Origin of the sequence: Hydrogenophaga borbori (genome assembly GCF_003417535.1) — a bacterium.
Taxonomy (GTDB): Bacteria; Pseudomonadota; Gammaproteobacteria; order Burkholderiales; family Burkholderiaceae_C; genus Hydrogenophaga; species Hydrogenophaga borbori.
In genome coordinates, this window is sequence record NZ_QVLS01000013.1 from 110808 (window position 1) to 133145 (window position 22338).

The window sequence follows — 22338 nt, forward strand, 5'->3', positions numbered from 1 at the left end:
TCTCCCGTCACGTCAGGCACGGTCCGCCACGCGCTCGCCCAGCAGGCCCGAGGGTCGCAGGATCAGCACGAAGGCCAGCACGATGAAAGCGAAGATGTCGGTGTACTGGCTGCCGAGGAAGCCGCCGGTGAGCTTGCCGAGGTAGCCAGCGCCCAGCGACTCGATCAGGCCCAGGGCCACGCCGCCGAGCACGGCGCCCGCGAGGTTGCCGATGCCGCCCATCACCGCGGCCACGAAGGCCTTGAGGCCGGGCATGAAGCCCATGGCGTGCTGCACCGTGCCGTAGTTGGACGCCCACATGATGCCGGCGATGGCCGCCAGCATGGCACCGATGATGAAGGTGGCGGAGATGACCACATCGGGCTTGATGCCCATGAGCGCCGCCACGCGCGGGTTCTCGGCGGTGGCGCGCATGGCGCGGCCGAGGTTGGTGCGGTTGACCAGCCACATCAGCAGCGCCAGCACGATGACCGTGGTGGCGAGGATGGTGATCTGGGTGATGGATAGCACGGCGCCGAAGAAGTCGATCGGCTCGCGCGAGAGCGTGGCGGGATAGGACTTGGGGTTGGGCTTCCAGATGATCATCGCCAGCGTCTGCAACAGGATGGAAACCCCGATGGCGGTGATCAGCGGCGCCAGGCGCGGCGAGTTGCGCAGCGGCCGGTAGGCCAGCTTCTCGATGGTGAAGTTGAGGGCCGCGCAGACCACCATGGCGATGGCGGTGGCGATGATGAGGATCATCCAGCCGGCCATGTCGGGCGAGGCCTCGCGCATGGCGGTGATGATGGTCCAGCTGGTGAGCGCACCCACCATGAGCACGTCCCCGTGGGCGAAGTTGATGAGGCCGATGATGCCGTACACCATCGTGTAGCCCAGGGCCACAAGCGCGTACATGCTGCCCAGCACCAGTCCGTTGAGGATCTGCTGTAGCAAGACTTCCATGAAAGGTTCTCCGTGGTTTGTGACCGCGGGGGTGCTGTTGCCGCGCCCCCCGTTTCAACCTAGCAAAAAACCCGCCAGAGGCGGCCTGGATAAGGCCGTGGGCGGGTCGGTGGTGCGCGATTGTAGCGAGGGGTATCCACCCACAGACTGGGTAGACGCCCCTGAATTTCCAGGGAAAACCCGGGTCAGCCGTGACGGTATCAGTACGTCTGAGGCCCCATCAATCCGCCTGATGGTTGAGGCGGCGCAGCTCGCGCAGCTTCTCGCCGATGCGAATTTCCAGGCCACGATCGACCGGCTCGTAAAAGACCGGCGGCGCCATGCCCTCGGGGAAGTAGTTCTCGCCAGCGGCAAAGCCACCGGCCTCGTCGTGCGCGTAGCGGTAGTCCTTGCCGTAGTCCAGCGATTTCATCAGCCGGGTGGGCGCGTTGCGCAGGTGCAGGGGCACCGGTCGGGTGCCGTCGCGCTTGACGAAGGCGCGCACCTCGTTGAAGGCCTTGTAGACGGCGTTGGACTTGGGCGCCACCGCCAGGTAGACCACGCACTCGCCCAGCGCCAGTTCGCCCTCGGGCGAGCCCAGGCGTTCGTACACTTCCGCGGCGTCCAGGGCCAGGCGCAGCGCGCGCGGGTCGGCCAGACCGATGTCCTCGGCCGCCATGCGGATCAGCCGGCGCGCCACATAGCGAGGGTCGACACCGCCATCCAGCATGCGCACGAACCAGTAGAGCGCGGCGTCGGGGTCGGAGCCGCGCACGCTCTTGTGCAGGGCACTGATGGTGTCGTAGAACTGCTCGCCGCCCTTGTCGTAGCGGCGCATGCGCTCGCCCAGCACCCGCAGCAGCCAGGCGTCGGTCACGCTGTCCAGCTGCTCGCGCCGGGCCGCGACGGCCAGCGTCTCCAGGGTGTTGAGCAGGCGGCGCGCGTCGCCGTCGGCGTAGGCGATCAGGCGGTCGAGCGCGGCGTCCTCGATGGCGGGCACGGCGTCAATGGCGCGGGCCTTGGCCACGATGGCGCGCAGGTCGTCCTCGGTGAGGGGCTGCAGCACATACACGGCCGCGCGCGACAGCAGCGCGGAATTCACCTCGAACGAAGGGTTCTCGGTGGTGGCGCCGATGAACGTGAACAGGCCGCTCTCGACGTGCGGCAGGAAGGCGTCCTGCTGGCTCTTGTTGAAGCGGTGCACCTCGTCGACGAAGACGATGGTGCGCTGCGGATGCAGGCCGTCGCGCGCGGCCTGGGCCTGCTCCACCGCCTCGCGGATGTCCTTCACACCGCCCAGCACCGCACTGATGGTGATGAACTGCGCGTCGAACGAGTCCGCCATGAGGCGCGCGATGGTGGTCTTGCCCACCCCGGGCGGGCCCCAGAGGATACAGCTGTGCGGCTGCCCCGATTCGAAGGCCAGGCGCAGGGCCATGCCCTCGCCCAGCAGGTGCTGCTGGCCGATCACCTCGCCCAGCGTGCGCGGGCGCAGCCGCTCGGCCAGGGGCGCGTGGGCGTTGGGAGCGGTCGCCACGCCGTCGGTCAGTTGCGGATCACGTCGACACCGGCCGGTGGCTCGAAGCGGAAATCGCCCGGCTTCAGGCCCGGGCTGGCCTGCCAGCCCTTGAACGTGAGTTCCGAGCGCTGGCCCAGGCCATCCACGATTTCGAGCACGCCGAGTTGGTTGCCGCGCAGGCCGATGCGCACGCGCTGGAGCTGGCCGTCGCGGGCCTTGGGCAGGGCCTCGACCCACTGCAGGCCGTCCTTCTCGGGCAGGGCCTTGAAGTCGAAGGCGGCGCGCAGCGCCGACAGGTCGCCGCCCGAGGCGATCAGCGCGGCCGGCGTGCTGCCCAGCGCGTCCTTCTGGGCGCGCACGCTCACCTGATTCAGGTCCACGTCGTGCAGCCAGAGGCGCTGGCCGTCGGCCACGATGGTCTGCTCGAAAGGCTTGGCGTACACAAAGCGGAAACGGTCGGGGCGCAGGAACTCGAAGCGGCCCGTGCTGGTGCGCTGGCGCGGCGCTGCCTCGCCCGATTTTTTTGGTGAGGTCACCACCTGCGTGAAATCGGCGCGCGCGCTGTCCACCTCGCGCAGGAAGCTGTCCAGGGCGGTCAGGCCATCGGCGTGCGCGGGCCAGGCCAGGCTCAGCAGCGACACGGCGGCCGCTGTCAACAGGGTGCGGATGTTCATGGCCATGTGACCCCAGGGCGGGCGTCGAGTTGCATCATTCCACGCGCCCGCCGACCAGGATGTCGCGCTGTCCGCTGCTGGTGAGCGCACTCACCAGGCCGGCCTTCTCCATGTCCTCCAGCAGGCGCGCGGCGCGGTTGTAGCCGATCTTGAGCTTGCGCTGCACGTACGAGATGCTGGCCTTGCGGTCCTGCAGCACGATGGCCACGGCCTGGTCGTACAGCGGGTCCTTTTCGCCGCCGCCCCCGTCGCCGCCTTCGCCGAACATGTCGCCGCCCTCGCCGTCGGCGCCGCCGCCGTCGAGCACGCCGTCGATGTAGTTGGCCTCGCCCTGCTGCTTGAGGTAGCCCACCACGCGGTGCACCTCGTCGTCACTGACGAAGGCGCCGTGCACGCGCGTGGGAAAGCCCATGCCCGAGGGCAGGTAGAGCATGTCGCCCATGCCCAGCAGGCTTTCGGCGCCCATCTGGTCGAGGATGGTGCGGCTGTCGATCTTGCTGCTCACCTGGAAGGCGATGCGGGTCGGGATGTTGGCCTTGATCAGGCCGGTGATCACGTCCACGCTGGGGCGCTGCGTGGCCAGCACCAGGTGGATGCCGGCGGCGCGCGCCTTCTGCGCCAGGCGCGCGATGAGCTCTTCGATCTTCTTGCCCACCACCATCATCAGGTCGGCCAGCTCGTCGATCACCACCACGATGTAGGGCAGCGGCTCCAGCGGTTCGGGTTGCTCGGGCGTGAGCGAGAACGGGTTGCCGATCACCTCGCCGCGCGCCTTGGCTTCTTCGAGCTTGGTGTTGTAGCCCGCGAGGTTGCGCACGCCCACCTTGCTCATGAGCTTGTAGCGCTTCTCCATCTCGGCCACGCACCAGTTCAGGCCGTTGGCGGCGTGCTTCATGTCGGTGACCACCGGCGCCAGCAGGTGCGGGATGCCCTCGTAGACGCTCATCTCGAGCATCTTCGGGTCGATCAGCAGCAGGCGCACGTCCTTGGGGTCGGCCTTGTAGAGCAGCGACAGGATCATGGCGTTGATGCCCACCGACTTGCCCGAACCCGTGGTGCCGGCCACCAGGCAGTGCGGCATCTTGGCCAGGTCGGCCACCACCGGCTGGCCGCCAATGTCCTTGCCCAGGCCGATGGTGAGCAGCGACCTGGCGTCGTTGTAGACCTGCGAGCCCAGGATCTCGGACAGGCGGATGGTCTGGCGCTTGGCGTTGGGCAGCTCCAGCGCCATCAGGTTCTTGCCCGGGATGGTCTCGATCACGCGGATCGAGACCAGCGAGAGCGAGCGCGCCAGGTCGCGGCTGAGGTTGACGATCTGCGAGCCCTTCACGCCCGTGGCGGGCTCGATCTCGTAGCGCGTGATCACCGGGCCCGGCGCGGCCGCGACCACGCGCACCTCCACACCGAAATCCTTGAGCTTTTTCTCGATCAGGCGGCTGGTCATCTCCAGCGTCTGCGCGTCCACCGTGCTCTGCTGGCCCGGCGCGGCGTCCAGCAGATCGACCTGCGGCAGCTTGCTGTCGGGCAACTCGGTGAACAGCGGCTTCTGGCGCTCCTTGGCCACGCGCTCGCTCTTGGGCACCTCAACCATGGTCGGCTCGATGACCACGGGCACCGGGTGGTGCTCCTCGATCTCCACGCGCTCGGTCTTCACCACTTCTTCGCGCTCACGCGCAGCGGCGCGGCCGATGCGCTCGTCCTCCACCGCCTCGCGCTTCTCGCGCCGGGCCTCGAACCAGCCGTCGACCGTGTGGCCGACCACCTCGGCCCAATGGCCCCAGGAGAAGCGAAACACCAGCGGCAGGCAGGCCAGCAGGGCCGCCAGCAGCGCCAGTGCCGCCCCGGTGAAGCCCAGCCAGCGCTCGGCCACGGGCCCCAGGGCCTGCCCCAGCACACCGCCCGAATGGCCAGGCAGGAGGGCCTCCAGCCGATGCAAGCGGCCCCACTCCAGCGCGCAACTCACCATCAGCAGAACGACCAGGCCGCCCCAGAAGGCCGCGCGGCGCATGTGTGGCCGCTGCCACCAGCGCGGCTCGGCCGGCACGGGCGAAGGGCCACGCAACCAGCGCGCCAGGCCCGAGAGCCAGGCCCGCACGCCGGCGGCGAAGCACCACCAGACCGAAAACCCGAACAGGAAATAGCTGGCGTCGGCCACGATGGCGCCCAGCCGGCCGGCCCAGTTGCGCACTTCGGGGGACGTGCCCGTGGTGCTCCAGGCCGGGTCGGCCAGCGAGTGGCTCAGCAGGGCGATCAACCAGAAGGCCAGTGCAGCGGCGCCGAGCACGAGGCCGATTTCCTGGGCGAAACGCGCGATGCCACTGGGCGCGGACGCGCCCTGCTGGTCGGCGTTGAGGGTATTGAGCGAATAGGTCATGGCGCGCAAGCAAGCCCAAGCTTACCCCAGCGCACCACCGCGCCTCAGCCCACCACGACAGACTCAGCCCAGGGTGTTGAGCCGTTCCTTGATGATGGTGCTGCCGTCCTCGGCGACCTCGATGAAGCCCCGGTCCTCCAGGTCCTTCATGACGCGGCTGACCATCTCGCGCGAGGCGCCGATCATCTTGGCCACATCCTGGCGGGACACCCGCTCGCGGATCATCAGCTGGCCGTCGCGCCCGGGCTGGGCCTGCTCCAGCAGCGCGCGGGCCACACGACCGTACACGTCCAGCAAGGCCAGGGACTCGATCTTGCGGTCGGCCTGCCGCAGGCGCTGCACCAGGCCGCGCATCACGGCATAAGCCATGGAGGAGTTCTCGGGCAGGCAGCGCGCGAACTCGTTGCGGCCCAGGATCAGCACATCGGTCTGCACCTCGGCGCGCACCGTGGCCGAATGCGGCTGGTTGTCGATCAGGCTCATCTCGCCCACGTAGTCGCCCGGGTTCATGGTGGCCAGGATGACCTCGCGGCCGCGGCTGTCGGTGGTGACGACCCGGGCCCGGCCGGTGAGCACGATGGCCAGGCAGTTCGACTTCTTGCCCTGCTCGACGATCATTTCGCCGCGCTTGTAGCGGCGCTTGACCACCGCGTCCGCCACCGATTCGGCCTGGGCCTGCGTGAGGGTTGAAAACAGCGGCACGCGACGGATCAGGTCGAGATTGGACAGAATGGACATGCGTGTATTCCCAGACAGCGGGAAAAAGAGGGCCCGCTTCCCTACAATCCCGGCCGGTCATGGCTTGTGGCGATCGCCGCCATTGACGCGCGTTATTTGACTATCGCGCCGGGTATCTCCATATACCCCCTCGACTCTAAACCAATTGCTCCGTTTTTCGATAGCGCGCACCCCTATGAAACACGCCAAAGTCCTGATCCTGGGTTCCGGCCCCGCCGGCTACACCGCCGCCGTGTACGCGGCCCGCGCCAACCTCAACCCGGTGCTCATCACCGGCATCGCCCAGGGCGGTCAGCTCATGACCACGACCGAGGTGGACAACTGGCCCGCCGACGTGGACGGCGTGCAAGGCCCTGATCTGATGCAGCGTTTCCTGCAGCACGCGGAACGCTTCAAGACCGAGATCGTCTTCGACCACATCAACAAGGTCGACTTCTCCAAACGCCCCTTCACCCTCACCGGAGACAGCGGCACCTACACCTGCGACGCGCTCATCCTCGCCACCGGCGCGTCGGCCCAGTACCTGGGCCTGCCGTCCGAAGAAGCGTTCATGGGCAAGGGCGTGAGCGCCTGCGCCACCTGCGACGGCTTCTTCTACCGCGGCCAGACCACCTGCGTGATCGGCGGCGGCAACACCGCGGTCGAGGAAGCGCTGTACCTGTCCAACATCGCCAGCAAGGTCTATCTGGTGCACCGCCGCGACAAGTTCCGCGCCGAGCCCATCCTGGTGGACAAGGTGATGGAGAAAGTCAAGGAAGGCAAGATTGAACTCAAGCTCTTCAAGACCCTGGACGAGGTGCTCGGCGACCAGACCGGCGTCACCGGCATCCGCCTGAAGGACACCCAGACCGGCGCCACCGAGGAGCTGAAGCTGCAGGGCTGCTTCATCGCCATCGGCCACCGACCGAACACCGAGATCTTCCAGGGTCAGCTGGAGATGAAGGACGGCTACATCGTCACGAAATCGGGGCTCAGCGGCATGGCCACCATGACCAGCGTGCCCGGCATCTTCGCGGCGGGCGACGTGCAGGACCATGTGTACCGCCAGGCCATCACCAGCGCCGGCACGGGCTGCATGGCCGCGCTGGACGCCCAGCGCTTCCTGGAGCAGCAGGGCGCCTGAGCCCCCTGCCCGCCCCATTTGGCCAGCCGGGCTGGCTGTGGCTATAATCGCGGGCTTTGCTGAAAGTCCGGTTTGCGCCGGGCCAACCGCGATTTTGGGTTACCGCCACCCACAACTGGCGAGGTGAGGCTGGACGCCAGTCGCCGGGAATTCCCCCGGCGGCCCGCCGCGAACAGCCGTGTGAATGGATCGGAGTGTCCTCATGGCACGCGTCTGCGACGTCACGGGCAAGAAGCCCCAAGTCGGGAACAACGTTTCCCACGCCAACAACAAAACCAAGCGCCGGTTCCTGCCGAACCTGCAATACCGCCGTTTCTGGGTCGAAAGCGAGAACCGCTGGGTGCGCCTGCGCGTCTCCGGCGCTGCCCTGCGCCTGATCGACAAGAAAGGCATCGACGTCGTGCTGGCCGACATGCGCGCCAACGGCCAGGCTTAAGGAGAATCACCATGGCAACCAAAGGCGGTCGCGAAAAGATCAAACTGGTGTCCTCCGCGGGCACCGGCCACTTCTACACCACGGACAAGAACAAGAAGACCACGCCGGACAAGCTGGGCTTCATCAAGTTCGACCCGAAGGCCCGCAAGCACGTGGAATACAAGGAAGCGAAGCTCAAGTAAGCCCCGCTTCTCCAACAAAAAGCCCGCTGATGTCAGCGGGCTTTTTGTTTTCCCGGGCCTGGCATCCGGGCTTGCGGTCCGTCGACTCTACTCCTGAGCCGAGCGCCGCACCGCCCAACGCGGCGCGGGATCGCCACGGTCCTTCAGGCGTGGGCCGAGCGCAGGCGAATGGAGAAGTCCCGCAGCGCGGCGATGCCGCTCTCTTCCGCGCGACGGCACCAGGCCTGCAGGTCGGCGGCGAGCTGCTCGCGCGTGGCGTTGGTGCTGGACCACAGGGCGCGCAGTTCTTCGCGCATGGTCACCATCTTGTCGAGCACCGGGTGCTCGGCGCGAACCTGGGCCAGCTGCGGCTTGACGGCGGCGGGCACCTTGTCGTCGTCGCGGTGCAGCCAGCGCTTGGCGGCGGTCAGCACCGAGGCGTCGGCCTGGCGGGCCTTGAGCGTGGCGATCTCGGTCTTGCAGGCTTCGCGCAGTTCGCGGGCGTAACCGGCCATGACTTCGTAGCGGTTGGCGATGATGGCTTCCAGCGTCTGCTCATCGGCCACGGGCTTGACCGCGCCAAACGCCATCTTGGGCGGCACCTTCTTCACCGTGGCCAGACCCAGCGACTGCAGGATGCTGATGTACATCCAGCCGATGTCGAACTCGTAAGGCTTGACCGACAGCTTGGCCGAGGTGGGGTAGGTGTGGTGGTTGTTGTGCAGTTCCTCGCCGCCGATGATGATGCCCCAGGGCGAGACGTTGGTGCTGCCGTCCACCGCCTCGAAGTTGCGGTAGCCCCACCAGTGGCCGATGCCGTTGATGATGCCGGCAGCCGTGAGGGGAATCCAGGCCATCTGGATCGCCCAGACCATCAGGCCCAGGGCACCGAACAGCACCACATCGAGGATCAGCATGAGGCTCACGCCCAGCGCCGAGAAGCGCGTGTAGACGTTGCGCTCGATCCAGTCGTTCGGCGTGTTGTGGCCGTAGCGCGCCATGGTGTCGGCGTTCTTGGCCTCGGCTCGGTACAGCTCGGCGCCTTCCCAGAACACCTTTTTGATGCCGAAGATGTGCGGGCTGTGGGGGTCGCCTTCCTGCTCGCACTTGGCGTGGTGCTTGCGGTGGATGGCCGTCCATTCCTTGGTGACCATGCCGGTGGTCATCCAGAGCCAGAAGCGGAAGAAGTGCGCGGCGATCGGGTGCAGATCAAGCGAGCGGTGGGCCGAGTGGCGGTGCAGGTAGATCGTGACGCTGGCGATGGTGATGTGCGTCAGCACCAGCGCGATCAGCACGACCTGCCACCAGCTGGCGCCGGTCACGCCGTTGATCAGGAAATTCACCACGCCGTCGAGCAACGCGGAAAAGGCACCAGGGTCGGAAGCGGTCATCGAAGTCCTATCAGGACTGCCCGGAAACGGAGGACAAGCCTTCACACGCGCCCGGGGCAGGCGGGCGGCGCAGGCAGGATTTTAGGCGGGGGGTGTCTCCCGACCAAGCCATTGGTCCCCGGCAAAGGCCGGAAGTGCCCGCTACTTCAGGGCCAATTGACCCCGATCAAGCTTTTTTCCGCCAGACGGCGGCAAAAAAGCCGTCGGTGCCGTGTCGGTGGGGCCACAGGCGCAGGAAGCGCCCTTCGTCGGCCAGGCTGCACAAGGACGGGGCGCCGGGCACGCGCAGGGCGTCCAGCAGCGGCGCCACCGGCTCGACCTCGAAGCCGGGTTGCGCCGCCGAAAAGGCCTCGGCCACGGCCTCGTTTTCGTCGCGCAGCAGGCTGCAGGTGGCGTAGACCAGCCGCCCGCCGGGCTTGAGCAGGCGCGCCGCGCTGTCCAGGATGGCGCGCTGCGTGGCGGCCTGCGCCGCCACGGTTTCGGGGGTCTGACGCCACTTGAGGTCGGGGCTGCGGCGCAGTGTGCCCAGGCCGGAGCACGGCGCGTCGACCAGTACCCGGTCGATCTTGCCGGCCAGGCGCTTGATGCGTTCGTCGCGCTCGTGGGCGATGGCCACGGGGTGTACGTTGGACAGGCCACTGCGCGCCAGGCGCGGCTTGAGCGCGTCGAGCCGATGGGCCGAGGTGTCGAAGGCGTAGAGACGGCCGGTGTTGCGCATGGTCGCACCGATGGCCAGGGTCTTGCCCCCGGCGCCGGCGCAGAAGTCCACCACCATCTCGCCGCGCTTGGCGTCGAGCAGCAGCGCGAGCAGCTGCGAACCTTCGTCCTGCACCTCGAGTTCGCCGTTCACAAAGGCTGGAAGCCGGGCCAGCGAAGGCTTGCCCTGCAGGCGGATGCCCCAGGGCGAATGCGCCGTGGGCTCGGCCTTCAGGCCCGCGGCGCGCAGCGCGGCGAGAGCCGCCTCGCGCTTGGCCTTCAGGGCGTTGACCCGCAGGTCCAGCGGCGCCGGCTGCAGCAGGCTCGCGGCCAGGTCGTCGAAGCCCTCGCCCACCTGCGCGCGCAGGGCGTCGGCCAGCCACTGCGGCAGGTTGTGGCGGTGCGGCGCCAGCCACTCGTCCTCGCGCACCCGGGCGCAGGCGTCCAGCCAGACCTTTTCGGGCTCGCTCAACGCGCTCTTGAGGAAATCGCGGTCCCCCGAGAAGCCCAGGATGGCCAGGCGGCGCCACTTGGAGCCGCTGCCCGAGCGCGCCAGCCATTCGAACTTGAGGCGCTCGCGCAGCGCGGCGTAGACGGTGTCGGACAAGGTGGCGCGCTCGCGCGGGCCCAGCGACTTGTTCTCGCGGAAATGGCGGGCGACGACGGCGTCGGCGGGGTGGTCAAAACGGAACACGGCCTCGACCAGGGCGGTGCATTCGTCGAGCAGGGCTATGGGGTGCATGGGGGCGGTATTGTCCCACTGGGATAATCGAGGGCTATGTCTGAAATCCAGGACCAGGTGCGCCGGCGCCGCACCTTCGCCATCATTTCCCACCCCGACGCGGGCAAGACCACGCTCACCGAGAAGCTGCTGCTCTTCTCCGGCGCGATCAACATCGCCGGCAGCGTGAAGGCGCGCAAGGCCGCGCGCCACGCCACCAGCGACTGGATGGAGATCGAAAAGCAGCGCGGCATCTCGGTGGCCTCCAGCGTGATGCAGATGGAATACCGCGACTGCGTCATCAACCTGCTGGACACCCCCGGCCACCAGGACTTCTCCGAGGACACCTACCGCGTGCTGACCGCCGTGGACGCGGCCCTGATGGTGATCGACGCGGCCAACGGCGTGGAGCCTCAGACGCGGCGGCTGCTGCAGGTCTGCCGCGCCCGCAACACGCCCATCATCACCTTCGTCAACAAAATGGACCGCGAGGTGCAGCAGCCGCTGGACCTGATGGACGAGATCGAGCGCGAGCTGGGCATGACGGTGGTGCCCTTCACCTGGCCCGTGGGCATGGGCAAGACCTTCCGTGGCGTGTACGACCGCCGCGCCGAGCAGATGCGCGTCTTCGCCGCTGGCGACGACAAGCGCGGCGGCGAGGAAGAGGTGCTGACTGGCCTGGACAATCCCGAGAGCGCCACGCGCTTCGGCAGCGAGTTCGCCCAGGCCAAGGACGAGCTGGAGCTGGTGGCGGGCGCCTCGCCCGCCTTCGACGAGCAGGCCTTCCTGGCGGGGCATCAGACGCCCATGCTGTTCGGCTCGGCCGTCAACAACTTCGGCGTGCGCGAAGTGCTGGACGCGCTGGTGGACCTGGCGCCGCCGCCCGGACCGCGGCCGGCTATCCAGCGCACCGTCGAGCCCGAGGAGCGCAAGTTCAGCGGCGTGGTCTTCAAGATCCAGGCCAACATGGACCCCGCCCACCGCGACCGCATCGCCTTCGTGCGCGTGGCCAGCGGCCACTTCGAGCGCGGCATGCGCCTGAAGGTGGTGCGCAGCGGCAAGGAGTTGCGACCCAACACGGTGGTCAGTTTCCTGTCGCAGCGCCGCGAACTGCTCGACGAGGCCTTCGCGGGCGACATCATCGGCATCCCCAACCACGGCGTGCTGCAGTTGGGCGACACCCTGACCGAGGGCGAGGCGCTGCAGTTCACGGGCCTGCCCTTCTTCGCGCCCGAGATCATCCGCAGCGTGGAAGTGGCCGACCCGCTGCGCAGCAAGCAGCTGCGCGCCGGCCTCACCCAGCTCGGCGAGGAAGGCGCGATCCAGGTCTTCCGCCCGGTGGCCGGCAGCGTGCTGCTGCTGGGCGCCGTGGGCCAGCTGCAGTTCGAGGTGGTGGCCCACCGCCTGGAGCACGAGTACGGCGTCAAGGCGCGCATCACCGGCAGCTCGTACAACGTGGCGCGCTGGGTGACCTGCGCGCCCGAGGACGGCGGCGAACAGGAGCTCAAGCGCTTCATCGACGCCAACGCCCACCGCGTGGCGCTGGACGCGGTGGACGCGCCCACCGTGCTGCTCGACCACATGGCCACGCTGCGCGCGGTCGAGGCGAACTGGCCCAAAATCAGGTTCCACGCCATGCGCGAGCACGCGGGGCTGGTCTTCCACAAGTCCATGTGACAGCGCCCATCCATCACGTCCAGGTTCGGCCCGGCCCCATGGCCGGCGTGCACGCCGTGCTGACGCACAGCGCCCGCGGCTTCGGCCGGCACTGGCACGACAGCTTCGGCTTCGGCGTGATGGACGAAGGCGCCCACCGCTCCGCCAGCGGCCGCGGCCCGGTGCTCGCGACCGCCGGCAAGCTGATCGCCTCCAACCCCGGCGAGGTGCACGACGGCCTGCCCGTGGGCGAACAGGCGCGCCGCTGGCGCATGGTGCACGTCAGCCCCGAGGCCATGGCCGCGCTGGCCGACCTGCGGCCCGGCCACGAGATCACCCAGCCGGTGTTCGACGACCCCCTGCTGCATGGCGCCATCCACCGCCTGTTCCTCTGCTGGGACGGCAGCGCCCCCGCCGCGGACCACGCGCTCTGGGACGAGGCCCTGACCAGCGCCTGCGGACTGCTGGCCCTGCGGCACGGCAACCGCCAGCCGGGCGGCTCCGGCCTCGACACCCTCGGCCTGGCGCGGGCGCGCGAGCGCCTGCTCGACGGCCTGGAGCGAGCGCCCGACCTGGACGAGCTGGCCAGCCTGGCCGGCCTGTCGCGCTTCCAGCTCGTGCGCCAGTTCGCGCGCGCGCACGGTCTGCCGCCCTTCGCCTGGCTGCAGCAGCAGCGGCTGGGCCGGGCGCGGGCGCTGATCGCCGCCGGCACGCCGCTGAGCGAGGCCGCCCTGGCCTGCGGCTTCGCCGACCAAAGCCACCTGAACCGCCACTTCGTGCGCTGCTTCGGCTTCACCCCCGGCGCCTGGCGCCGCGCCTGGCTGCAATAACGTTCAAGACGGCCCGCGCGCGGCGCGCCAGGATTCGCCCGCGGCCCGGCTCATCGGGCCGCGCCGTCGACACCCGGAGCGCCGCATGCCCAGCCTCGAATTCCTCCTCACCTCCGCCGTCGTGGTGGTCACGCCCGGCGCGGGCGTGCTGTTCACCGTCTCCACCGGCCTGTCGCAGGGGCGGCTCGCCAGCGCCTATGCCTCGCTGGGCTGCACACTGGGCATCCTGCCGCACATGGCCGCCACCGCCCTGGGCCTGGCCGCCGTGATGCACGCGGGCGCCCTGGCCTTCCAGCTGCTCAAGCTGGCCGGCGTGCTCTACCTGCTGTTCCTCGCCTGGATGACCTGGCGCGACCGCTCGGCCTTCGCCGCCGCCCCGGGCACGCCCCCGCAGTCGCCGCTGCGCCTGGTCGCCAAGGCGGTGCTGGTCAACGCGCTCAACCCCAAGCTGACCTTGTTCTTCTTCGCCTTCCTGCCGCAATTCATGGACCCGGCCGACCCGGCGCCCCTGCGGCAGTTCGCCGTGTTGGGCGCGGTCTTCATGCTCATGACACTGGCCGTGTTCGTGGCCTACGGAGCGCTTGCCGACGCCTTCCGCCAGCGCGTGCTGGCCTCGCGGCGCACGCAGGACGCGCTGCGCCGCGGCTTCTCGGCCGCCTTCGCGCTGATGGCCGCCAAGCTCGCGCTGAGCGGGCGCTGAGCCGCCCGGACAGGCCCTCAGCCGCCCGCCAGGCAGCGCTCCACGGCGCGCGGGTAGATCAGGTGCTCCTGCGTGAGCACCCGCGCCGCCAGCGCCTCGGCCGTGTCGCCGGGCAGCACGGGCACCACGGCCTGCGCCAGGATCTCGCCATGGTCGAGTTCGCCGGTGACGCGGTGCACCGTGGCGCCGGCCACGCGGCAGCCCATCTCGATGGCGCGCTGGTGCGTCTTCAGGCCAGGGAAGGCCGGCAACAGGCTGGGGTGGATATTGAGCAGGCGGCCGTCGTAGTGGTGCACGAAGCCCGGTGTGAGGATGCGCATGAAGCCCGCCAGCAGCACCAGCGCGGGCGCGTGGGCGTCGATGGCGGCCATGAGCGCGGCGTCGAAGGCCTCGCGGTCGGCGTGCCGCTTGTGGTCGACCACCGCGGTGGCCAGCCCGCGTTCGCGGGCCCAGGCGAGGCCGGCGGCGTCGGGCCGGTTGCTCAGCACCGCCACCACGCCCGCGCCAAAGCGCTCGCCCCAGAGGTCCCGCACCGACGCCTCCACCAGGGCGGCCATGTTCGAGCCGCTGCCCGAGATGAGGATGACGATCGGACGGGCTGGGCGCGCTGGCATGGGGCGGGAGTGTAATGAGGCCGGCCGGCGGCTTGTCGCCGCCTCGACACGCAAAAAACGAACGGTCGTGCGAAACTCGATTCACACGCAACCCGGGGCCCATCGGGCCCCCCGAGGAGACACACGATGGATCTGGCCTTCACGCCTGAGGAGCAGGCGTTTCGCGACGAGATACGCGCCTGGGTGCGCGCTAACCTGCCTGCCGAGATCAGCCACAAGGTGCACAACGCCCTGCGCCTGACGCGCGACGACATGCAGCGCTGGGCAAAGATCCTGGGCAAGAAGGGCTGGCTGGGCTACGGCTGGCCCCAACAGTTCGGCGGCCCGGGCTGGAGCGCGGTGCAGAAGCACCTGTTCGAGGAGGAATGCGCCCTGGCCGGTGCGCCGCGCATCGTGCCCTTCGGGCCGGTGATGGTGGCGCCGGTCATCATGGCCTTCGGCAACAAGGAACAACAAGAACGCTTCCTGCCCGGCATCGCCAGCGGCGAGGTCTGGTGGAGCCAGGGTTACAGCGAACCGGGCTCGGGCTCGGACCTGGCCTCGCTCAAGACGCGCGCCGAGCGCCGGGGCGACAAGTACATCGTCAACGGCCAGAAGACCTGGACCACCCTGGGCCAGTACGGCGACTGGATGTTCAACCTCGTGCGCACCAGCACCGAGGGCAAGCCGCAGACCGGCATCTCCTTCCTGCTGCTGGACATGAAGTCCAAGGGCGTCTCGGTGCGCCCCATCAAGCTGCTGGACGGCGAATGCGAGGTCAACGAGGTCTTCTTCGACAACGTCGAGGTGCCGGCCGAGAACCTGATCGGCGAGGAGAACAAGGGCTGGACCTACGCCAAGCACCTGCTCAGCCACGAGCGCACCAACATCGCCGACGTGAACCGCGCCAAGCGCGAGCTGGAGCGCCTCAAGCGCATTGCCAAGACCGAGGGCGTGTGGGACGACACCCGCTTTCGCGACCAGATCGCGCTGCTCGAGGTGGACGTGGTGGCACTGGAGATGCTGGTGCTGCGCGTGCTCTCGGCCGAGAAGTCGGGCAAGAACTCGCTGGACATCGCCGGCCTGCTCAAGATCCGCGGCAGCGAAATCCAGCAGCGCTACAGCGAACTCATGATGCTGGCCGCGGGCCCCTACAGCCTGCCCTTCATCGAGGAGGCCATGGAAGCCGGCTGGCAGGGCGACTTCCCGGGCGGCGTGCTGGCCAATGCGCCGCTCGCCTCCACCTACTTCAACATGCGCAAGACCACGATCTACGGCGGCTCCAACGAGGTGCAGCGCAACATCGTGGCGCAGACCGTGCTGGGCTGAGGAGACAAGAATGGACTTCGATTTTTCCGACGACCAGGTCGCGCTGCGCGACGCCGTGCAGAAGTGGGTGGAGAAGGCCTACGGCTTCGAGCGCCGCCGCGCCATCGTGCAAGCCGGCGGTTTCGAGCGCGGCGCCTATGGCGAACTCGCCGAACTCGGCCTGACCGGCCTGTATGTGGACGAAGGCCACGGCGGTCTGGGCATGGGCCCGGTCGAGGCCATGGTGGTGATGGAGGAGCTGGGCCGCGGCATCGTGCTCGAGCCGCTGGCGCAGACGCTCATCGCCAGCGGCGCGATCGGCGCCTACGGCGCGGACGACGTCAAGGCCGGATGGCTGCCCCGCATCGCCAGCGGCGAGGCCCTGGTGGTGCTGGCGCTGCAGGAGCGTGGCGCGCGCTACCGACTCGACCGCCTCGCCGCCACCGCGAGCCAGGCGGGCGGCGCCTGGACCGTGTCCGGCCACAAGCACCTGGTGGCCGCGGCCGACCGCGCCGACGCCTTCCTGGTGCCCGCCGTGGCCAATGGCCAACCCGCCCTCTTCCTGGTGGAGGCCGGCGCCAGCGGTGTGAAGACCACCGGCTACCCCACGCAGGACGGCAGCCGCGCCGGCGACCTGGTGCTGGACAAGGCCCCGGCCGTGCTGGTCACCGCCAATGGTCAGGCCGCGCTGGAGCACGCGGTGGACGTGGGCATCGCCGCCACCTGCGCCGAGGGCGTGGGCGTGATGGAGCAGACGCTGGCGCTCACGGTGGACTACATGAACACGCGCAAGCAGTTCGGCGTGGCCATCGCCAGCTTCCAGGCCCTGCGCCACCGCGTGGCCGACATGAAGATGCAGCTGGAGCTGGCCCGCTCCATGAGCTACTACGCCAGCCTGAAGCTCAACGCCCCCGCGGCCGAGCGCCGCGCCGCCATGGCCCGCGCCAAGGTGCAGCTGGGCAACGCCATGCGCTTCATCGGCCAGCAATCGGTGCAGCTGCACGGCGGCATCGGCGTGACCGACGAGTACATCGGCAGCCACTACTTCAAGAAGCTCACCCAGCTGGAAATGACGTTCGGCGACACCCTGCACCACCTGGGCGAGGTGTCCGGGCGCATGCAGGACACCGCTGGCGTGTTCGCCTGAACGGGCGCGGCTGCGCGCCTAGGCGTGCAGCCGCGAGCTCTTCGGCAGGTGCGCCATCAGGAACTCCATCTGGTCCGCCAGGATGCGGCGGTTGCGCAGGATGAAGTCCTCCCACAGGCTGGGCACGTAGGGCGTGTACAGCAGCGGCATGTGCGCCTGCTCGGGCGTGCGGTTGCCCTTGCGGTGGTTGCACGACTTGCAGGCCGTCACCACGTTCATCCAGGTGTCGCGCCCGTTCTGGCCGAAGGGCACGATGTGCTCGCGCGTCAGGTCTTCCTCGTGGAAGTGATGGCCGCAATAGGCGCAGACGTTGCGGTCGCGCGAGAACAGCTTCTGGTTCGTGAGCGTGGGCCGCAGCTCGAAGGGGTTGATGCGCGGCACGCCCTGGGTGCCGATGATCGAGTTGACCGTGATCACCGACTGCAGGCCCGTGACGGCGTTGTGGCCACCGTGGAACACCGCGATCTCGGCACCCGCCTCCCAGCGCACCTCCTCGGCCGCGTAGTGCAACACGGCTTCTTCGAGGCTGATCCAGGACTGGGGCAGTCCCTGCGCCGAAAGCTTCAAGACCTTCAAAACGGGCTCCTTCGTGCGTCTAGACACCGGAAAGGTCCGGAACCCGCATGGGGCCCGGGGCCTGCGTTTTCGTGTGCCAATATAACAACCTTCGACGACGAATCCGCGTCCATGCGGGACAAGCCCCCGCGATGTGACAAACCTTCCCGCCCCGCCCTTCCCCATGCAAATCCTCCGCGGCCTCTGGAACCGCCCCCACGGCACGCCCGACAGCGTGCGCGGCTGCGCCCTCACCATCGGCAACTTCGACGGCGTGCACCGTGGCCACCAGGCCATGCTGGCGCTGCTGCGCAACGAGGCCCGCCACCGCGGCGTGCCCAGCTGCGTGATGACCTTCGAGCCGCACCCGCGCGACTACTTCGCCGCCCGCCACCGCAAGCCCGAGCTGGCGCCCGCGCGCATCGCCACCCTGCGCGACAAGCTGGAGGAGTTGCAGCGCTGCGGGGTGGACCGCTGCGTGATCCTGCCCTTCAACGAGCGCCTGGCCTCTCAGACCGCCGCCTCCTTCATCGAGGACACCCTGGTCGGCGCCCTGGGCGTGCGCTACGTGCTGGTGGGCGATGACTTCCGCTTCGGGGCCCAGCGCGCGGGCGACTACGCCATGCTCGACGCGGCCGGCGCGCGCCAGGGCTTCGACGTGGCGCGCATGCAGAGCTACGAGGTGCACGGCCTGCGCGTGTCCAGTTCGGCCGTGCGCGAGGCCCTGGCCGAAGGCCGCCTGGACGACGCCGCCGCCCTGCTGGGCCGGCCCTACGCCATCAGCGGCCACGTGGTCCACGGGCGCCAGCTGGGCCGGGCGCTGGCCGAGTCCGCCCCGGGTCGCCACGACGGCTTTCGCACCCTCAACCTGCGCTTCGCGCACTGGAAGCCGGCCGCCAGCGGCATCTTCGCGGTGCTGGTGCACGGTCTGTGGGACGAGCCCCTGCGCGGCGTGGCCAACCTGGGCGTGCGGCCCTCGCTGGACCCGAACGACGTCAACGGCGGGCGTGTGCTGCTGGAAACCCATTGCCTGGACTGGCCCGCGGCCTTGTCCCAGCGCCTGCCCGGCGGGGAGGCCTACGGTAAAATCGTGCGCGTGGAACTGCTGCACAAACTGCACGACGAGTTGAAGTACGACAGCCTCGATGCCCTCACGCAAGGCATCGCCAAGGACGTCGCCGACGCCCGCGCGTTCTTCGAGGCCATGCACGGCCGCACGCACCGGCAGACCACACGCGACCGAATTTGACGACCGCCCCCTGGCGGTCGTTGCCCTTTCACAGGCTCGGGGCACGCGCCCGTCGTCTCCCTTTTCCCGCCCACGCCCCGTGGGCCGAGCTTGGCCCCTGCGATCACGCCACACACCATGTCCGAGACGAAGAACGCCTACCCCGTCAACCTGCTGGACACGCCCTTCCCCATGCGCGGCGACCTGCCCAAGCGCGAGCCGGGCTGGGTCAAGCAATGGAACGACGAGGGCCTGTACCAGCGCCTGCGCGACGCGCGCCGCGGCGCTCCGCTGTTCGTGCTGCACGACGGCCCGCCCTACGCCAACGGCCAGATCCACATGGGCCACGCCGTCAACAAGGTGCTCAAGGACATGATCGTCAAGAGCCGCCAGCTGGCCGGCTTTGACGCGCAGTACATCCCGGGCTGGGACTGCCACGGCCTGCCGATCGAGAACGCGATCGAGAAGAAGCACGGCCGCCACCTCAGCCGCGACGAGATGCAGGCCAAGAGCCGCGCCTACGCCACAGAGCAGATCGACCAGCAGCGCGCCGACTTCAAGCGCCTGGGCATCCTGGGCGACTGGGAGCGCCCGTACCTCACCATGGCCCCGGCCAACGAGGCCGGCGAGATCCGCGCCTTCAAGCGCGTGATCGAGCGCGGCTTCGTCTACCGGGGCCTCAAGCCCGTGTACTGGTGCTTCGACTGCGGCAGCTCGCTCGCCGAATTCGAGATCGAGTACGCCGACAAGCAGAGCGACACGCTGGACGTGGCCTTCGAGACCGACGACGCCGGAAAGCTCGCCGCCGCCTTCGGCCTGGCCGCCCTGCCGCCCGGCAAAAGCGGCTTCGCCGTCATCTGGACCACCACCGCCTGGACCATCCCGGCCAACCAGGCGCTCAACGCCCACCCCGAGCTCAGCTACGCCCTGGTCGACACGCCCAAGGGCTGCCTGGTGCTGGCCGAAACCCTGGTCGAGAAGTGTCTGGAGCGCTTCGGGCTGCAAGGCACGGTCCTGGCCGTCACCCAGGGCGAGCAACTGGGCGGCCTGAACTTCCGCCACCCGCTGTACGAGGCAGACAAGGGCTACCGGCGCCTGTCGCCCGTGTACCTGGCCGACTACGTGAGCGACAGCGACGGCACGGGCATCGTGCACTCCTCGCCCGCCTACGGCCTGGACGACTTCAACTCCTGCATCAGCAACGGCCTCAAGGTCGAGGACGTGCTCAACCCCGTGCAAGGCAACGGCGTCTACGCGGCCGACTTCCCGCTGTTCGGCGGCCAGCACATCTGGAAGGCCGTGCCCCACATCATCGCGGCACTCAAGGCCGCCGGCCGGCTCATGAGCACCGTGGGCATCACCCACAGCTACCCGCACTGCTGGCGCCACAAGACGCCGGTGATCTACCGCGCCGCCGCGCAGTGGTTCATCCGCATGGACGAGGGCGAGGGCGTGTTCACCAAGGACAAGGCGCCCAAGACCCTGCGCCAGACCGCGCTCGAGGCCATCGACCACACCGGCTTCTACCCCGAGAACGGCCGCGCGCGCCTGCGCGACATGATCGCCAACCGGCCCGACTGGTGCATCTCGCGCCAGCGCAGCTGGGGCGTGCCCATCCCCTTCTTCCTGCACAAGGCCACGGGCGAGCTGCACCCGCGCACCATGGAGATCCTCGACCAGGCCGCCGCCATCGTCGAGAAAGGCGGCATCGAGGCCTGGAGCCGCGCCACCACCGAAGAGATCCTGGGCGCCGACGACGCGCCGCACTACGACAAGAGCAGCGACATCCTGGAGGTCTGGTTCGACTCCGGCTCCACCTTCTCGCACGTGCTGCGCGGCAGCCACGCGCACGCCTACCCCAACGGCGCCTTCCACTCGCAGGGCCCCGAGGCCGACCTCTACCTCGAAGGCCACGACCAGCACCGCGGCTGGTTCCACAGCTCGCTGCTGCTGGGCTGCGCCCTGTTCGACCGCGCGCCCTACCGCGGCCTGCTCACGCACGGCTTCACGGTGGACAGCCAGGGCCGCAAGATGAGCAAGTCGCTGGGCAATGGCATCGACCCGCAGGACGTGAACAAGAAGCTGGGCGCCGAGATCATCCGCCTGTGGGTGGCCGCCAGCGACTACTCGGGCGACATCGCGGGCGACGACAAGATCCTCGCGCGCGTCGTCGATGCCTACCGCCGCATCCGCAACACCCTGCGCTTCCTGCTCGCCAACCTGAGCGACTTCGACGCCGCGACGCACGCCGTGCCGCTGAAGGACCTGCTGGAGATCGACCGCTGGGCCCTGGCGCGCACCGCGCAGTTCCAGGCCGAGGTGACCGCGCACTACGACCGCTACGAATTCCACCCCGTGGTGGCCAAGCTGCAAGTCTTCTGTTCCGAGGACCTGGGCGCCTTCTACCTCGACGTGCTCAAGGACCGGCTCTACACCAGCGCCCCCGGCAGCCATGCCCGCCGCAGCGCGCAGACCGCGCTGCACCTGGTCGCGCACGCCATGCTGCGCTGGATGGCGCCCTTCATGAGCTTCACCGCCGAGGAGGCCTGGCCGGTGCTCGCGGGCGCGGCCAACAAGGGCTCCATCTTCTTCGAGACCTGGGCCGATCTGCCGCCGCCCGAAGAAGGCCTGCTGGCCAAGTGGACGCGCCTGTGCGAGATCCGCAACCTCGCCAACAAGGAGATCGAGAACCTGCGCACCCAGGGCGCCGTCGGGTCCTCGCTGCAGGCCCTGCTCAGCATCACCGCGCCGGCCGACGACGCCGCGCTGCTGCGCTCGCTGGGTGACGACCTGCGCTTCGTCACCATCACCTCGGCCGCGGACGTGGTCGACGGCGACGAACTGGCCGTGAAGGTCACCCCGGCCACCGCGCCCAAGTGCGAGCGCTGCTGGCACTACCGCGAGGACGTCGGCCAGGACCCGGCCCACCCCACGCTCTGCGGCCGCTGCACCAGCAACCTGTTCGGCGCGGGCGAAACCCGCACCGTGGCCTGATGGCACGCGCCAGCCTGCGCGCCATCGCGCCCTGGCTCGGCCTGGCCGCCGTGGCCTTCGCGCTGGACCAGCTCACCAAGTGGCTGATCCTGGCCACTTTCGCGCTGGGCGACAGCGTCGTGGTCACGTCCTTCTTCAACGTGGTGCGCGTGCACAACGAGGGCGCGGCCTTCTCCTTCCTCGCCGGCGCCAGCGGCTGGCAGCGCTGGTTCTTCACCGGCATCGGCGTCGCCGCCTCGGTCTTCATCGTCTGGATGCTGCGCAGCCACCCGGGGCAGCGGCTGTTCGCCTTTGCGCTGGCCTGCATCCTGGGCGGCGCCATCGGCAACGTGATCGACCGCCTGGTGCACGGCTACGTGGTGGACTGGCTGGACTTTCACTGGTCCTTCCTCGCCGGACTGTTCCCGGGCGGGCACTTCCCGTCCTTCAACCTGGCCGACACCTTCATTTCCATCGGCGCGGCCTGCCTGATCCTCGACGAGGTCCTGCGCGTGCGGAAGTCACGCGCCGCCCAGGCCCATTGAGGCCGGCGCTCGCGGCCTCGGCCGCGCGATGACAGAATGCCCGCTCATT

Annotated in this window: 20 protein-coding genes; 11 read left to right on the forward strand and 9 right to left on the reverse strand. The window is 69.0% G+C overall.

The window, feature by feature from the left end; all coding sequences use genetic code 11:
- Nucleotides 1-12: 12 nt before the first annotated feature.
- The 5 genes from DY262_RS18710 to DY262_RS18730 all read right to left on the reverse strand — a co-directional run bounded on the left by DY262_RS18710 (nucleotide 13) and on the right by DY262_RS18730 (nucleotide 6226).
- The gene (locus DY262_RS18710) at nucleotides 13-942 is read right to left on the reverse strand and encodes a branched-chain amino acid ABC transporter permease (protein WP_070400605.1); all 930 of its coding nucleotides are present in this window, start codon (nucleotides 940-942) and stop codon (nucleotides 13-15) included.
- 220 nt (nucleotides 943-1162) lie between these two features.
- On the reverse strand, nucleotides 1163-2458 hold the full coding sequence (locus DY262_RS18715; RefSeq protein WP_116960595.1) for a replication-associated recombination protein A: 1296 nt from the start codon (nucleotides 2456-2458) through the stop codon (nucleotides 1163-1165).
- Nucleotides 2459-2466: 8 nt separating this feature from the next.
- Nucleotides 2467-3114, reverse strand: coding sequence for an outer membrane lipoprotein periplasmic chaperone LolA (gene lolA / locus DY262_RS18720; protein ID WP_116960664.1), 648 nt, complete (start codon nucleotides 3112-3114; stop codon nucleotides 2467-2469).
- A gap of 34 nt (nucleotides 3115-3148) precedes the next feature.
- Complete coding sequence (locus DY262_RS18725) at nucleotides 3149-5488, reverse strand: DNA translocase FtsK (protein WP_116960665.1); 2340 nt, start codon at nucleotides 5486-5488, stop codon at nucleotides 3149-3151.
- 63 nt (nucleotides 5489-5551) lie between these two features.
- Nucleotides 5552-6226 (reverse strand): Crp/Fnr family transcriptional regulator, encoded by a 675-nt coding sequence (locus DY262_RS18730; RefSeq protein WP_009516830.1) that lies wholly within the window; start codon nucleotides 6224-6226, stop codon nucleotides 5552-5554.
- A gap of 175 nt (nucleotides 6227-6401) precedes the next feature.
- Between DY262_RS18730 and trxB the strand changes: the two genes are divergently transcribed.
- From trxB to rpmG, 3 genes are all read left to right on the forward strand, one after another.
- On the forward strand, nucleotides 6402-7349 hold the full coding sequence (gene trxB / locus DY262_RS18735) for a thioredoxin-disulfide reductase (RefSeq protein WP_070400608.1): 948 nt from the start codon (nucleotides 6402-6404) through the stop codon (nucleotides 7347-7349).
- A gap of 202 nt (nucleotides 7350-7551) precedes the next feature.
- Nucleotides 7552-7785, forward strand: a complete 234-nt coding sequence (rpmB, locus tag DY262_RS18740; protein ID WP_070400609.1) for a 50S ribosomal protein L28 — start codon at nucleotides 7552-7554, stop codon at nucleotides 7783-7785.
- Between the two features lie 11 nt (nucleotides 7786-7796).
- On the forward strand, nucleotides 7797-7967 hold the full coding sequence (rpmG, locus tag DY262_RS18745; protein WP_070400610.1) for a 50S ribosomal protein L33: 171 nt from the start codon (nucleotides 7797-7799) through the stop codon (nucleotides 7965-7967).
- 143 nt (nucleotides 7968-8110) lie between these two features.
- Here rpmG and DY262_RS18750 read toward each other — a convergent pair whose 3' ends face one another.
- Together DY262_RS18750 and DY262_RS18755 are read right to left on the reverse strand one after the other, a co-directional pair.
- Nucleotides 8111-9337 (reverse strand): DesA family fatty acid desaturase, encoded by a 1227-nt coding sequence (locus tag DY262_RS18750; protein ID WP_116960596.1) that lies wholly within the window; start codon nucleotides 9335-9337, stop codon nucleotides 8111-8113.
- A 166-nt stretch (nucleotides 9338-9503) separates the two neighbouring features.
- On the reverse strand, nucleotides 9504-10775 hold the full coding sequence (locus DY262_RS18755; protein WP_116960597.1) for an RsmB/NOP family class I SAM-dependent RNA methyltransferase: 1272 nt from the start codon (nucleotides 10773-10775) through the stop codon (nucleotides 9504-9506).
- A gap of 36 nt (nucleotides 10776-10811) precedes the next feature.
- On the opposite strand from DY262_RS18755, the gene DY262_RS18760 reads away from it, so the two are divergent.
- The 3 genes from DY262_RS18760 (at nucleotide 10812) to DY262_RS18770 (ending at nucleotide 13940) form a co-directional block, all read left to right on the forward strand.
- Nucleotides 10812-12431, forward strand: coding sequence for a peptide chain release factor 3 (locus DY262_RS18760; protein WP_116960598.1), 1620 nt, complete (start codon nucleotides 10812-10814; stop codon nucleotides 12429-12431).
- Between the two features lie 38 nt (nucleotides 12432-12469).
- Nucleotides 12470-13240 carry an AraC family transcriptional regulator gene (locus DY262_RS18765; protein WP_116960599.1) on the forward strand — a complete coding sequence of 257 codons (771 nt, stop codon included), beginning with the start codon at nucleotides 12470-12472 and terminating at the stop codon, nucleotides 13238-13240.
- 85 nt (nucleotides 13241-13325) lie between these two features.
- Entirely contained in the window at nucleotides 13326-13940 is a 615-nt protein-coding gene (locus DY262_RS18770) for a LysE family translocator (protein ID WP_116960600.1), read from the forward strand.
- A 17-nt stretch (nucleotides 13941-13957) separates the two neighbouring features.
- Here the strand turns inward: DY262_RS18770 and purN are convergent, their stop codons facing one another.
- On the reverse strand, nucleotides 13958-14554 hold the full coding sequence (gene purN, locus DY262_RS18775; protein WP_116960601.1) for a phosphoribosylglycinamide formyltransferase: 597 nt from the start codon (nucleotides 14552-14554) through the stop codon (nucleotides 13958-13960).
- Between the two features lie 126 nt (nucleotides 14555-14680).
- Between purN and DY262_RS18780 the strand changes: the two genes are divergently transcribed.
- Entirely contained in the window at nucleotides 14681-15862 is a 1182-nt protein-coding gene (locus DY262_RS18780) for an acyl-CoA dehydrogenase family protein (protein WP_116960602.1), read from the forward strand.
- Between the two features lie 10 nt (nucleotides 15863-15872).
- Nucleotides 15873-16988: an acyl-CoA dehydrogenase family protein gene (locus tag DY262_RS18785; protein WP_116960603.1), complete on the forward strand. Its 1116-nt coding sequence runs from the start codon at nucleotides 15873-15875 to the stop codon at nucleotides 16986-16988.
- A gap of 18 nt (nucleotides 16989-17006) precedes the next feature.
- Here DY262_RS18785 and DY262_RS18790 read toward each other — a convergent pair whose 3' ends face one another.
- Complete coding sequence (locus tag DY262_RS18790) at nucleotides 17007-17564, reverse strand: HNH endonuclease (protein WP_070400619.1); 558 nt, start codon at nucleotides 17562-17564, stop codon at nucleotides 17007-17009.
- Between the two features lie 163 nt (nucleotides 17565-17727).
- Between DY262_RS18790 and DY262_RS18795 the strand changes: the two genes are divergently transcribed.
- The 3 genes from DY262_RS18795 to lspA all read left to right on the forward strand — a co-directional run bounded on the left by DY262_RS18795 (nucleotide 17728) and on the right by lspA (nucleotide 22289).
- The gene (locus tag DY262_RS18795) at nucleotides 17728-18792 is read left to right on the forward strand and encodes a bifunctional riboflavin kinase/FAD synthetase (protein WP_116960604.1); all 1065 of its coding nucleotides are present in this window, start codon (nucleotides 17728-17730) and stop codon (nucleotides 18790-18792) included.
- A gap of 117 nt (nucleotides 18793-18909) precedes the next feature.
- Entirely contained in the window at nucleotides 18910-21765 is a 2856-nt protein-coding gene (gene ileS, locus DY262_RS18800; RefSeq protein WP_116960605.1) for an isoleucine--tRNA ligase, read from the forward strand.
- The gene (gene lspA, locus DY262_RS18805) at nucleotides 21765-22289 is read left to right on the forward strand and encodes a signal peptidase II (RefSeq protein ID WP_116960606.1); all 525 of its coding nucleotides are present in this window, start codon (nucleotides 21765-21767) and stop codon (nucleotides 22287-22289) included. Before ileS ends, lspA begins: the two co-directional genes overlap by 1 nt.
- Nucleotides 22290-22338: the final 49 nt, after the last annotated feature.